Annotated in this window: 10 protein-coding genes; 5 read left to right on the top strand and 5 right to left on the bottom strand. The window is 73.3% G+C overall.

The annotated features are described in order from the left end of the window. Positions 1-68: 68 nt before the first annotated feature. Both J7E97_RS16815 and J7E97_RS16810 read left to right on the top strand, forming a co-directional pair. Entirely contained in the window at positions 69-1,547 is a 1,479-nt protein-coding gene (locus J7E97_RS16815) for an AlkA N-terminal domain-containing protein (RefSeq protein ID WP_215027870.1), read from the top strand. Positions 1,548-1,604: 57 nt separating this feature from the next. Continuing rightward, a complete protein-coding gene (locus tag J7E97_RS16810) occupies positions 1,605-2,126 on the top strand; it encodes a methylated-DNA--[protein]-cysteine S-methyltransferase (RefSeq protein ID WP_215027869.1) in 522 nt (173 codons plus the stop codon). 93 nt (positions 2,127-2,219) lie between these two features. Here the strand turns inward: J7E97_RS16810 and J7E97_RS16805 are convergent, their stop codons facing one another. From J7E97_RS16805 to J7E97_RS16795, 3 genes are all read right to left on the bottom strand, one after another. Beyond that, positions 2,220-2,648, bottom strand: coding sequence for a hypothetical protein (locus J7E97_RS16805; RefSeq protein WP_215027867.1), 429 nt, complete (start codon positions 2,646-2,648; stop codon positions 2,220-2,222). Between the two features lie 52 nt (positions 2,649-2,700). Next, positions 2,701-3,201, bottom strand: a complete 501-nt coding sequence (locus tag J7E97_RS16800; protein WP_215027865.1) for an NUDIX hydrolase — start codon at positions 3,199-3,201, stop codon at positions 2,701-2,703. A gap of 120 nt (positions 3,202-3,321) precedes the next feature. Continuing rightward, the gene (locus J7E97_RS16795) at positions 3,322-5,052 is read right to left on the bottom strand and encodes a BCCT family transporter (RefSeq protein ID WP_251054685.1); all 1,731 of its coding nucleotides are present in this window, start codon (positions 5,050-5,052) and stop codon (positions 3,322-3,324) included. 144 nt (positions 5,053-5,196) lie between these two features. On the opposite strand from J7E97_RS16795, the gene J7E97_RS16790 reads away from it, so the two are divergent. After that, positions 5,197-6,345 carry a glycerate kinase gene (locus tag J7E97_RS16790; protein WP_215027863.1) on the top strand — a complete coding sequence of 383 codons (1,149 nt, stop codon included), beginning with the start codon at positions 5,197-5,199 and terminating at the stop codon, positions 6,343-6,345. Positions 6,346-6,421: 76 nt separating this feature from the next. Here the strand turns inward: J7E97_RS16790 and J7E97_RS16785 are convergent, their stop codons facing one another. Together J7E97_RS16785 and J7E97_RS16780 are read right to left on the bottom strand one after the other, a co-directional pair. After that, a complete protein-coding gene (locus J7E97_RS16785) occupies positions 6,422-7,768 on the bottom strand; it encodes a (2,3-dihydroxybenzoyl)adenylate synthase (RefSeq protein ID WP_251054684.1) in 1,347 nt (448 codons plus the stop codon). Between the two features lie 144 nt (positions 7,769-7,912). Further along, a complete protein-coding gene (locus J7E97_RS16780; RefSeq protein ID WP_215027861.1) occupies positions 7,913-8,524 on the bottom strand; it encodes a cysteine hydrolase family protein in 612 nt (203 codons plus the stop codon). A gap of 128 nt (positions 8,525-8,652) precedes the next feature. On the opposite strand from J7E97_RS16780, the gene J7E97_RS16775 reads away from it, so the two are divergent. Both J7E97_RS16775 and J7E97_RS16770 read left to right on the top strand, forming a co-directional pair. Next, positions 8,653-9,648, top strand: coding sequence for a GlxA family transcriptional regulator (locus tag J7E97_RS16775; RefSeq protein ID WP_215027859.1), 996 nt, complete (start codon positions 8,653-8,655; stop codon positions 9,646-9,648). Positions 9,649-9,947: 299 nt separating this feature from the next. Beyond that, positions 9,948-12,602: a SpoIIE family protein phosphatase gene (locus J7E97_RS16770; RefSeq protein ID WP_374224165.1), complete on the top strand. Its 2,655-nt coding sequence runs from the start codon at positions 9,948-9,950 to the stop codon at positions 12,600-12,602. The last annotated feature ends 11 nt before the right edge of the window (positions 12,603-12,613 follow it).

The following is a 12,613-nucleotide window of genomic DNA, read 5'->3' as shown; positions in this document are numbered from 1 at the left end:
CAGCCACCGCTAGCCTTGATGTCGGAAAACCGCCAGCCCGGGGACCGCCCCGCCGGGAGGATGGATCCATGTACACCGACACCGCGCGCTGCGTGAGGGCCGTCCAGTCCAAGGACGCCCGCTTCGACGGCTGGTTCTTCACCGCCGTCCGGACCACCGGGATCTACTGCCGTCCCAGCTGCCCCGCCGTGCCGCCCAAGGTCGAGAACATGACCTTCCTGCCCAGCGCCGCGGCCTGCCAGCAGAGCGGCTACCGCGCCTGCAAGCGGTGCCGGCCCGACACCTCCCCGGGCTCTCCCGAGTGGAACGCCCGCGCCGACGCCGTCGCCCGCGCCATGCGGCTCATCCAGGACGGCGTCGTGGACCGGGAGGGCGTCCCGGGTCTCGCCGCCAAGCTGGGGTACTCCGCCCGGCAGGTGGAGCGCCAGCTCAACGCCGAACTCGGCGCCGGACCCCTGGCCCTCGCCCGCGCCCAGCGCGCGCAGACCGCCCGGCTGCTGATCGAGACCTCCGAGCTCCCGATGGGCGACATCGCCTTCGCCGCCGGGTTCTCCTCGATCCGTACCTTCAACGACACCGTCCGCGAGGTCTTCGCCCTCGCCCCCAGCGAGCTGCGGACCCGCGCCGAGAAGGGCCCCAAGCAGGACCAGGTCCCCGGCACCATAAGCCTGCGCCTTCCCTTCCGCACCCCGCTCAACCCCGACAACCTCTTCGGCCACCTCGCCGCCACCGCCGTCCCCGGCGTCGAGGAGTGGCGCGCCGGTGCGTACCGCCGCACGCTGCGGCTGCCGTACGGCACCGGCGTGGTCGCGCTGACCCCGCAGCCCGACCACATCGGCTGCCAGCTGGCCCTCACCGACCTGCGCGACCTCACCATCGCCATCAGCCGCTGCCGCCGGCTCCTGGACCTGGACGCCGACCCCGAGGCCGTCGACGAGCTGCTGAGCGCCGACCCGCTGCTCGCGCCGCTCGTGGCCAAGGCCCCCGGGCGCCGGGTGCCCCGTACGGTCGACGCGGAGGAGTTCGCCGTACGGGCGGTCCTGGGCCAGCAGGTGTCCACCGCGGCGGCCCGCACCCACGCGGCCCGGCTGGTGAGCGCCCACGGCGAGCGGGTGACCGACCCCGACCCCGAGGGCGGGCTGACCCACCTGTTCCCGTCCTCGCAGGCACTGGCCGAGCTCGACCCGCAGGCCCTGGCCCTGCCGCGCAGCCGCCGCTCCACCCTGACCACGCTCGTCTCGGCGCTCGCCGACGGCTCCCTCCCGCTCGGCATCGACAGCGACTGGGACACGGCCCGCGCCCGGCTGGCGGCGCTGCCCGGTTTCGGACCGTGGACCACCGAGATCATCGCGATGCGGGCGCTGGGCGACCCGGATGCCTTCATCCCCGCCGACCTCGGGATCCGGCGGGCAGCGAAGGGGCTCGGGCTGCCGTCCACCCCGGCGGCGCTCACGGCCCGCGCGGCGCACTGGCGGCCCTGGCGCGCGTACGCCGTCCAGTACCTGTGGGCCACCGAGGACCACGCCATCAACGTCCTGCCCGCCTGACCGGCGCGCAGCGCCCGATCCGCAGATCAGCCGATCCGCCCGAGGAGTACGAGCACCATGTCCACCACCAACAGCAACAGCAGCAACAACAAGCGGCACACCGTCGTCGACAGCCCCTACGGGCCGCTCACCCTCGTCGCCACCGACGGCTTCCTCAGCGGCCTCTACATGAGCGGTCAGCGCCACCGCCCCGCCGAGGAGTCCTTCGGCGAGCGGGTCGCCGCCGGCGAGGATCCCTTCCCCGAGGTGGTGCGGCAGCTGACCGCCTACTTCGCCGGGGCGCTCACCGAGTTCGACCTGCCGGTCCGGCTGGAGGGCACCGACTTCCAGCGCAGCGTGTGGGAGCAGCTCGTACGGATCCCCTACGGGCAGACCTGGTCGTACGGGGAGCTGGCGGCCCGCCTCGGCAAGCCGAACGCCTCGCGCGCTGTGGGCCTGGCCAACGGGAAGAACCCGGTCGGCATCATCGTGCCGTGCCACCGCGTCATCGGGTCGTCCGGCTCCATGACCGGCTACGGCGGCGGCATCGACCGCAAGGTGCGGCTGCTGGCCTTCGAATCCGGGGCCGAGCAGCTCTAGCCGGGCGGATCTGGCCGCCAACCCTGGCCGAGCAGCTCTCGCCGAGTAGCACTGGCCGCGTCGTGCCGGGGTCGAGTGCCCCGGGGCCTCGGCTCAGATCACCAGGAGCGGGACCAGCAGGGCGAAGGCGGCCCCGGCCTCGACGGCGTAGCCGTACAGGGACGGGTGCTGCACGGGGGCGGCCAGCAGCACCACGCTCTGCTGGGCCGCGGCCGCGCCCACCCACTCGGCGTCGGCGCCGAGGCTGCCCTGGTACCAGCCCTCGCAGGAGCCGGGGCCGGTGACGGCGAGGACGTCGTCCTCGCGGCGGTAGTAGGCCTGCCAGTCCGCGGCGGGCGCGGACCAGGCCTCGAAATCGGTGAACGGGGCCCAGCCGCCCTCGCGGATCGCGGTGTCGAACATCCATACCCGCACCCCGTCGGGGGTGACCTCGCCACCGGCCTGCTGCTCGGTGGTGAAGTGGACCATGGGCAGGGCGTCGGGCCCGTCGGCGGTGCTGGGCCAGGCGTACATCGTGATCATCTGCTGAATTCTGTCCTGCTCGGTGTAGGCACGGAATAACGAGCGGGACGGGCTACGAGGCCTGCGGCCGGAGCCCGTTCTCGAGCTCGGCGGTGCCCTCGCCCGACTGCAGGATCCGGTAGGCCTCTTGGGTGCGCAGCCCCAGCGGCCCCGGCAGGTAGGCCGTCAGTTCGGCCGGTTCGACCAGCCGCCACGAGATCAGCTCTTCCTCCTGGAGCTTGATCGAGGCGAGCTGCTCGGCATCGAGCACGCCGCCGTCGAAGAGGTATCCAACGAGCGGGGGCCGGCCCGCACCGACGGTCCAGTCGACGGTGAGCAGCCGGCCGAGCGGGATGTCGATGCCGATCTCCTCGGCGCTCTCGCGGCGGGCCGCCGTGCGCGGGGACTCGCCCTGGTCGGACTCGATGGTCCCGCCGGGCAGGGCCCAGCCCTCCCGGTAGTTGGGCTCGACGAGGAGCACCCGGCCCCGGGCGTCCCGGTAGAGGGCGGCCGCACCGGCCAGCACCCGGGGCAGGCTCGCGATGTAGGTGGCGTAGTCATCCGTGGTGGTCACGCCGCCACCCTAACCAACCGCCCCGCGGAGGCGCCGATCACACCTCGGAACCGCCCGCGCCCGTACTCCCCGTACCGCCCGTACTACCCCGTACCGCCCGTACTTCCCGTACCGCCCGTACTACCCCGTACCGCCCGCACTTCCCGTACCGCCGCCCTCGTGGTCGCGGTTCCGCGACTCGGCCAGGCGGCGGAGCCTGGGGTGGCGGGCCGGGCCCCGTTCGGTGACGGCGTCGCCGACCACGGCCTTGACGGCGTCGCGCAGGCCGTGCAGGGCGTGGTGGCGGGCGGGGCCCGCTCCCGGGTCCTCGCGCAGTTCCTTCACCAGGGCCCAGCAGAGCAGCAGCATCACGATCACGAAGGGCAGCGCGACCAGGATGGTGGCCGTCTGGAGGGACTTCAGGCCGCCCGCGACGAGGAGCACGGCGGCCACCGCGGCCATCAGCACGCCCCAGGTGACGACGAGCCAGGTCGGCGGGTGGAGCGAGCCGCGGCTGGTGAGGGAGCCCATGACGAGGGAGGCGGAGTCGGCGCTGGTGACGAAGTACGTCATCACCAGCAGCATCGCGATCCACGAGGTGAGCGAGCCGAGCGGGAGGGCGTCGAGCATCGCGAAGAGCGAGGCTTCGGTGCCCTCCTCGGCCTTGGCGGCCATGTCGGCGACGCCCGTGGAGTCGAGGCGGATCGCGGTGCCGCCCATGACGCAGAACCAGACGACGGTGGCGCCGCTGGGCACCAGGAGCACGCCGACGAGGAACTCGCGGATCGTGCGGCCGCGCGAGATGCGGGCGATGAAGGTGCCGACGAACGGCGCCCAGGAGAGCCACCAGGCCCAGTAGAAGATCGTCCACGCCCCGAGCCAGGCGCTGTCGGTGAAGGCTCCGGTACGGGAGGCCATGGGGAGCAGCTCGTGCAGGTAGCTGCCGACGCTCGCGGGGATCACGTCGAGGATGTAGACGGTCGGGCCGAGGACGAAGACGAAGAGCATCAGGGCCGCGGCGAGCACGATGTTGATCGTGCTGAGCCATTTGACGCCCTTGTGCAGGCCGGAGAAGGCGGAGAGCACGAAGGCGGCGGAGAGGGACCCGATGATGATCAGCTCGACGGTGGTCGAGTCCTCGATCCCGGTGGTGATGTCGAGGCCCTTGGACACCTGGAGCGCGCCGAGGCCGAGGCTGGTGGCGGTGCCGAAGACGGTCGCGAAGACGGCGAGCAGGTCGATGGACTTGCCCTGCCAGCCGTTGGCCCGCTCCTCGCCCATGAGCGGGACGAAGGCGGAGCTGAGGCGGTTGCCGCGGCCCTTGCGGAAGGTCGCGTAGGCCAGGGCCAGGCCGGCGATGCCGTAGATCGCCCAGGGGGTGAGGGTCCAGTGGAAGAAGGAGTAGTCCAGCGAGGCGCGGGCCGCGTCCCCGGTGCGGGGGGCCGCCCCGCTGGCGGGCGGCGGATTCAGGTAGTGGGTGAGCGGCTCCCCCACCCCGTAGAACATGAGGCCGATTCCCATGCCGGCGCTGAACATCATCGCGATCCACGCGAGGTTCGTGAATTCGGGTTCCGAGTCGTCCCTGCCGAGCCGGATCCGGCCGAAGCGGCCGATCGCGAGGACCACGCACATCACGAGGAACACGTCGGCGGCGATCACGAACAGCCAGGCGAAGTTGTCCAGCACCCAGGCCAGCGCCGTGCTCGACGCCGTGTCGAAGGAACTCTTGCCGAGCGCCGCCCAGGCGACGACGGCCAGTACGGAGATCACTCCGATGGTCACGACGGTACGGTCGGGAGTGCCGTCGTCCGGGCCCGCGGAGCCCCCACCTGGGGGATCCGGACTTGCCTGCTCCAGTGAATCCGTACGCATGCGGCCACACTATGCAGGCGTATATCCGCATTTAGGGGCATGGCACGCCGGGTGTGGCCCAGGCCACCCATGGGCATAGGAGGATCCTCCGGATAGGCTCAGGGCGGGCGCGACTGCACTGTTCGATAGCAAGGGATTAGCAAGGTGACGGACGGAGCAGTAACTGAGACCGCGCGCGTGCTCATCGCCGCGGACAAATTCAAGGGCTCGCTCACGGCCGTTCAGGTCGCGGAGCGGGTGACGGCCGGCCTTCGCAAGGCCGTACCGGGCGTGGAGATCGAGACCCTCCCCGTCGCGGACGGCGGCGACGGTACGGTCGCGGCCGCCGTGGCGGCCGGTTTCGAACGCCGGGAGGTACGGGTCACCGGACCCCTCGGTGACCAGGTCACGGCCGCTTTCGCGCTGCGCGAGGGCACCGCGGTGGTCGAGATGGCGGAGGCCTCCGGCCTCCAGCTGCTGCCCGCGGGTGTCTTCGCCCCGCTGACGGCGACCACCTACGGCTCCGGCGAACTGCTGAAGGCCGCGCTCGACGCGGGAGCGCGCTCGATCGTCTTCGGTGTGGGCGGAAGCGCCACCACGGACGGCGGCGCGGGCATGCTGGCCGCACTGGGCGCGGTGTTCCTGGATGCGAACGGTGAACCGGTCGGTCCGGGCGGCGGCGCGCTGGCCGCGCTGGCCTCGGCCGACCTGTCGGGCGTCGACCCCCGCATCAAGGAGGTCGACTTCGTCCTGGCGAGCGACGTGGACAACCCTCTGACGGGTCCGAAGGGCGCTCCGGCGATCTACGGCCCGCAGAAGGGGGCGTCGCCCGAGGACGTGGCGGCGCTGGACGCGGCGCTGGCTCACTTCGCGGAGGTCCTGGAGAAGTCGATCGGCTCCCTGGCCGCGGAGGCGGCGCTCTCGCCGGGGGCGGGCGGTGCGGGTGGCATCGGCTACGGGGCGCTGCTGCTCGGAGCCTCGTTCCGTCCCGGCATCGAGCTGATGCTGGAGGTGCTCGGCTTCGCGCCGGCCCTGGAGCGGGCGACGCTGGTCATCACCGGTGAGGGCTCGCTGGACGAGCAGACCTTGCACGGCAAGGCTCCGGCCGGTGTCGCGGCGGCGGCCCGCGCGGCGGGCAAGGAGGTCGTCGCGGTCTGCGGCCGCCTGCTGCTCACGCGGGAGGCGCTCCAGGCGGCCGGGATCCGTCGGGCGTACCCGCTCACGGAGATCGAGCCGGACCCGGCGGTGTGCATCGCGAACGCGGGGCCGCTGCTGGAGCGGGTCGCGGCGAACATCGCGGCCGACGTCCTCTGACACCCCTGAGCGCGTGAGGCCCGGACCCCCTGGAATTCACCGGGTGGGTCCGGGCCTCTGCCGTTCCCCGGATCGCTCACGGCCTGCGGCCGGTCACCACCAGGTTTCCGTCCGGTGTGCGGCGCGCGAGGTGGCCGGTGCGGAAGTATCCGTCCTCGGTGAAGGAGCGCGCGTCGTCCTCGGGCGCCCGGTAGTAGCCCCGCTGGGTGTACGGACCGCGGGCGAGGAGTTCGCCGCTCTCCCCGTCGGGCACGGCCTCGCCCTCGGCGTCGACGACGCGGATCTGGTCCTCGGGCGAGAGCGGGCGGCCCTGCGTGGCGAGCACGGTCCCGTCCGGATCGGCGGGCCGGGTGAGGGTGAGCACCCCCTCGGCCATGTCGAAGACCTGCTGGGGGCGGCAGCCCAGTTCGGGGCCCGTCCGCTCGGCGGTCTCCCGGTCCGGGGGCGCGCCGCCGATCTGCACGAGACGCAGACTGCTCACGTCGGCCCGGACCGTGGGAAGCGCGTCGAGCCAGCGCCGGACCACGGCGGGCGCCGCCGACGTGACGGTGACCCGCTCCCGCTCGATGGCCGCGAGGCATTCGGCGGGGCCCGGGTCCTGCGTCAGGACGACGGTGCCGCCGAAGGTGAGGGTGCCGACGATGCCGGGGCCGCCGAAGGCGAGGTTGGACTCGGCGGGCAGCGCGGCGAGGTACACGTCGTTCTCGGTGAGCGACACCAGCTCGGCGGCGGCCCGCGCCTGGTAGGCGTAGTCGTTGTGCGTGCGCGGAACGAGCTTGGGCGCCCCGGTCGCGGCGCCGGAGACCAGGAAGAACGCCACCTCGCCGGCGCTCTGCGCGAGCGCCGGCTCGGGCGGCGAGTCGATGGAGGCCAGCGGGAAGTAGTGGCAGCCCGACGTGTCGGTCGTGAAACCGCCGTACGGGGACGAGCCGCCCGGCGCTTCGAGGGGGAACACCCGCCGCAGGAAGGGTCCTTCGGCCGCGATGCCCGCGGCCATCGCCGTGTGGTCGAAGCCCTGGTACGTCGAGGGACCGACGTAGCCGGTGGCCTGGGAGACCCGTACGAGGTGGGAGAGCTCGGACGCGCGGTGCGAGACCGGGCACAGCACGGGGACCACGCCGGCCCGCATGAGCGCGAACACGGTGGTGACGAACTCGGGGACGTTCGGCAGCTGGACGACCACCCGTTGCCCGCGCCGGAGCCCCCGCAGCCGGAAACCGGCGGCCATGCGGTCCACGCGCCGGTTCAGGGCGGCGTACGTGACGCGGGTGTCCCCGTGCACGAGCGCGGTCCGCGGCCCGTACTGCAGGGCCCAGCCGCGCAGCAGGTTGTCCAGCGTGGTGCCGCGCCAGTGGCCCGACGCCCAGTAGTGGTCGACGAACTCCTCGGGCCAGGGTGTACAGCCGGCGAGCATGGGGGTCATCCGCTTCCTTCTGTACCGGTTTCTTGATCTTTCCCATCCAATCCGTCGACCCCCATCCCGGCAATGCGCTTTCCGAACCATGGCCGCCGGGCTCCGTCAGCGGAAAGACCAAAGTGGCGCCGGCGGCGAAGAGCGGCGCCGGTCCTACACGTCGGCGCCGGCCCGGGCCGCGTCGACGACCTGGCCGGTCGTGACGATCCGGGCGAAGCCGCCGCCCTGGAGGTTGACCGCGGTGGCCGTGGCGAGCTGGTCGGCCGTCAGGCGCCGCGCGTCCGGGCCCGCTTCGTCGGCCAGGTCGAAGGTGTGGGTGGCGTCGAGGGGTACGAGGACGTCGTAGCCCAGGTTCCCGGCCATCCGGGCGGTGGTCTCGACGCACATGTTGGTCTGGATCCCCGCGACGACGAGCTGTCCGATGTCCTGCCCGGTGAGCCAGTCGGCCAGGTCCGGGGTGCCGTAGAAGGAGGAGTTCACGGACTTCGTGATGTGCAGGGCGGCCCGCTCCGCGCGCTCGGCGACGAAGTCCTTGAGGGCGTACCCCGGCTGGTCCGGCGAGAGGACGGAGCCGGTTTGGCGCGAGGCGTGCCGGACGATCACCACGGGGCGGCCGGACTCCTGCCAGGCGTCCATCAGCGCGGCGATGTTGGCCTCAGCGGCCGGGTTGTTGCGCGGGCCCCAGAAGGCGTCGTCGTCGAAGCCCTTCTGTACGTCGATGACCAGCAGGGCACTGTTCGGGGCGATCTCGATCTCGTTCGTCATGGCTCCATCCTGCGCGGCGTGGGGTCCCCGGAACAGGACCGTCCGGGACCCGAACCGATGGGATCCTGCCAGGCTGGCAGGGCTGCGTCCGCCGGGGGCCGGAACGGCCCCGTGGCAGACTCGACGTCATGCACCGCGTCGCGATCGTCGCCCAACCCGGCATCCGCGCTTTCGACCTGGCCGTCATCACCGAGATCTGGGGTCCCGACCGCAGCCCGCTCGGAGTCCCGCCCTTCGAGCTGCGCCGGTGCGCCCTGGCCCCCGGCCCGATCCCGCTCCCGGGCGGACTGGAGCTGACCCCCGACCGGGGGCTCGACTGGCTCGCCGGCGCCGACCTCGTCGTCGTACCGGCGCTGGCCCGGCCCTGCGATCCGACGCCGGAGCCGGTCCTCGCCGCCCTGCGCGACGCGCACGCCCGGGGCATCCAGGTGGCCGCCCTGTGCGCGGGCGCGTTCATCCTCGCCGAGGCCGGGCTGCTGGCGGGGCGCCGAGCCGTGACCCACTGGTCGCTGGCCCCGACGCTGGCCGGCCGCCACCCGGCCGTGCTCGTCGAGGAGGCCCCGCTCTACGTGGAGGACGACGGGCTGTGGACCTCGGCCGGGGTCGCCTCCGGCATCGACCTCTGCCTCCACCTGGTCCGCCGGGCCCACGGAGCCGAGGCGGCAGCCGCCATCGCCCGCTCGATGGTGACGGGACCCTTCCGCACCGGCGACCACGCCCAGTACCTGGACCGCCCGACCCCGGCCGCCGACCGGACCGCCGAGGCACTGGCTTCCGTACGGGAACGGGCGCTGGGGCGGCTCCGGGAGCCGCTGGACGTGGCCACGCTGGCCCGGTGGGCCGGGATGTCGCCGCGGTCCTTCGCCCGGCACTTCGCCGCCGCCACCGGCACGACCCCGCACAAATGGCTCCTCGGCCACCGTCTGGACGAGGCCCGCAAACTGCTGGAGCGGACCGACCATCCGGTGACCGAGGTGGCCCGCCGGGCCGGTTTCACCAGCGAGGTCACCTTCCGCCAGCACTTCACGGCGCACGTCGGCACGAGCCCCCGCGCCTACCGCGCGGCCGCCAACGCGTCAGGACCTCCCCCAGACCCCACGGACAGTGTTAGAAATGGCTCATGACCGGACGTTTCGGCCCACCCCAGGGCCCTGAGGGAGCTCCCCAGGACGGGTCGCCGTCCGGGCCCTCGTCCGGGCCCTCGTCCGGGCCCCCGTCCGGCCTTCCTCCCGGAGCGGCCGAGGCCGGGAGCGGGACCGGGCACAGCGCCCGTGGCAGCGCCCGGCACAGCGCCCCGCGCGGTCGCGCACGCCGGTTCGCGCGGTGGTTCACGCGCCCCTTCAGCAAGCTTTCCGCGGGCCCGTCACTCGGCGCGCGCAGTGTCGCAGGCCAGGTCTTCGCCCTCCAGGCCATCATCGTGCTGGTGCTGATCAGCGCCGCCACCCTGGCCCTGTTCCTCCAGGCCCGCTACGACAGCCAGCGCGACGCCCGCAACCGCTCCCTCGCCGCGGCGGAAGGCTTCGCCCACGCCCCCGGCCTCCCGGACGCGCTGAAGTCCGACGATCCCACCGCCGTTCTCCAGCCCCTGGCCGAGGGCGCGCGCCGGTCCTCCGGCGTGGACTTCATCGCCGTCCTGAACACCGACGGGACCCGCTACACCGACTCCCGCCCCGAGCTGATCGGCCGGCGTTCCACCGGAGACTTCTCCCGCGCCGTGGCCGGGCAGCCCTTCACCGAGACCTTCGAGGGCAAGCCGAGCGACGTGGTCCGCGCGGTGGTACCTGTACGGGACTCCTCCGGCAAGGTCGTCGGCCTGGTCTCCACCGGCATCGAGATCGCCAACGTCGGCGACGTCGTCGAGGGCCAGCTGCCCCTCCTCATCGGCGCGGCGGGCGGCGCACTGCTCCTCGGCACCGGCGGCGCGGCCCTGGTCAGCCGACGGCTGCGGCGCCAGACCCGGGGCCTCGGCGAGGCCGAGATGACCCGGATGAACGAACACCACGAGGCCGTTCTGCACGCCGTCCGCGAGGGCGTCCTCATCATCGACGCCGACGGCCGGCTGGTCCTCGCCAACGACGAGGCCCGACGGCTGCTCGGGCTGCCGCCCGACGCCGAGCAACGGCACGTCGGCGACCTCGGCCTCGATCCGCGCACCGCCGCGCTGCTCGCCTCGGGGCGGGTCGCCACCGACGAGGTGCACCTGTCGGGCGACCGGCTCATCGCCGTCAACGTACGGCCGACCAAGCCCTACGGCGGTCGCCCCTCCGGCACCGTCATGACCCTGCGCGACTCCACCGAGCTCGCCGCGCTCTCCGGCCGGGCCGCGGTGGCCCGCGACCGCCTCCAGCTGCTCTACGACGCGGGCGTGCGCATCGGGACCACGCTCGACGTGGTGCGCACCGCCGAGGAGCTGTCCGAGGTGGCGGTGCCGCGCTTCGCCGACTTCGTCACCGTCGAGCTGCTGGAGCCCGTACTGCGGGGCGAGGAACCCACGGTCGGCACCCATACCGAGATGCGCCGGGCGGCGATGAGCGGGATCCGCGGCGACCAGCCGCTCCAGCCCGTCGGCGACACGATCCGCTTCGTGGTGCCGACCGCGCCGATGGCGGCGGCCCTGGATACCGGGCGGGCGGTCCTCGCGGCCGATCTGAGCGCCGCCTTCGGCTGGCGGGCCCAGGACCAGGAAGGGACCCGCGTCGCCCTCGACTACGGCTTGCACTCGCTGATCGCCGTACCGCTCCAGGCGCGCGGCGTGGTCCTCGGCATGGCCAACTTCTGGCGGGCCGACACCCCCGAGCCCTTCGTCGAGGAGGACCTGTCCTTCGCCGAGGAGCTGGCCGCGCGGGCCGCCGTCTCCATCGACAACGCCCGCCGCTTCACGCGCGAGCACGCGGTGGCGGTGACCCTCCAGCGGAGCCTGCTGCCCCGGGCGCTGCCGGCGGTGAGCGCCGTGGACGTCGCCTTCCGGTACCTGCCCGCGAAGGCGGGGGTGGGCGGTGACTGGTTCGACGTGATCCCGCTCGCCGGTGCCCGGGTCGCCCTGGTCGTCGGGGACGTGGTCGGGCACGGGGTGCACGCCGCCGCCACGATGGGCCGGCTGCGGACCGCCGTGCACAACTTCTCCACGCTCGACCTGCCGCCCGACGAGCTGCTCGGGCACCTGGACGAGCTGATCGTCCGGATCGACCAGGACGAATCCGCTGCGGGCGCGGACCACGGCGAGGGCGACGGGGCGGGCGAGGCCTCGGGCATCACGGGCGCCACCTGCCTCTACGCGGTCTACGACCCGGTGTCGGGCCACTGCGCGATGGCCAGCGCCGGTCACCCGGGCCCCGCGCTGGTCTGCCCGGACGGGGAGGTCGAGTACCCGGAGCTGCCGATCGGGCTGCCGCTGGGCGTCGGCGGGATGCCCTTCGAGGCCGTCGAGCTGGAGCTGCCCGAGGCGAGCCGCCTGGTGCTGTTCACGGACGGGCTGCTGGAGGACCGCGAGCGGGACTTCGACACCGGCCTCGACCTGCTGACCGAGACCCTGTCCAGGCCGGACCGCACCCCCGACCAGGCCTGCTCCGACGTACTGTCCGCGCTGCTGTTCCCGGTGCCGAGCGACGACATCGCCCTGCTCATCGCGGACACCCGTCGGCTGCCGGCCGAGCGGATCGCGGAGTGGGCGGTGCTCCCCGACCCCTCCGACGTCTCCCGGGTGCGCAGGGCGGGCGTGGCCCAACTGACCGCGTGGGGCATGGAGGACGTCTCCTTCACCGCCGAGCTCATCCTCAGCGAGCTGATCACCAACGCCATCCGCTACGGAACCGCGCCGATCCGGGTCCGGCTGCTCCGCGACCGCACGCTGATCTGCGAGGTCTCCGACGGCAGCAGCACCTCTCCGCACCTGCGGTACGCGGCCACGACCGACGAGGGCGGCCGCGGCCTGTTCCTCGTCGCCCAGTACGCGGAACGTTGGGGCACCCGCTACACGGAGCGCGGCAAGGTCATCTGGGCCGAGCTCGCCCTGTCGGACGGGGCGGCGCCGGACCCGGTCGTCCCGGACCTGGACGCCCTCGAAGACCTGGCCTGGTAGGGCAACCGCCA

Source organism: Streptomyces sp. ISL-66 (assembly GCF_018614135.1).
Taxonomy (GTDB): domain Bacteria; phylum Actinomycetota; class Actinomycetes; order Streptomycetales; family Streptomycetaceae; genus Streptomyces.
The sequence above is the reverse complement of the archived record's forward strand: the minus strand, read 5'-3'. Positions and strand labels throughout refer to the sequence as shown.

Excerpts from the sequence above, each read along its gene's own strand:
- J7E97_RS16810 (WP_215027869.1), top strand. The coding sequence starts at position 1,605 with ATGTCCACCACCAACAGCAACAGCAGCAACAACAAGCGGCACACCGTC.
- J7E97_RS16795 (WP_251054685.1), bottom strand. The coding sequence starts at position 5,052 with ATGCGTACGGATTCACTGGAGCAGGCAAGTCCGGATCCCCCAGGTGGG.
- J7E97_RS16815 (WP_215027870.1), top strand. The coding sequence starts at position 69 with ATGTACACCGACACCGCGCGCTGCGTGAGGGCCGTCCAGTCCAAGGAC.
- J7E97_RS16780 (WP_215027861.1), bottom strand. The coding sequence starts at position 8,524 with ATGACGAACGAGATCGAGATCGCCCCGAACAGTGCCCTGCTGGTCATC.
- J7E97_RS16775 (WP_215027859.1), top strand. The coding sequence starts at position 8,653 with ATGCACCGCGTCGCGATCGTCGCCCAACCCGGCATCCGCGCTTTCGAC.
- J7E97_RS16785 (WP_251054684.1), bottom strand. The coding sequence starts at position 7,768 with ATGACCCCCATGCTCGCCGGCTGTACACCCTGGCCCGAGGAGTTCGTC.
- J7E97_RS16805 (WP_215027867.1), bottom strand. The coding sequence starts at position 2,648 with ATGATCACGATGTACGCCTGGCCCAGCACCGCCGACGGGCCCGACGCC.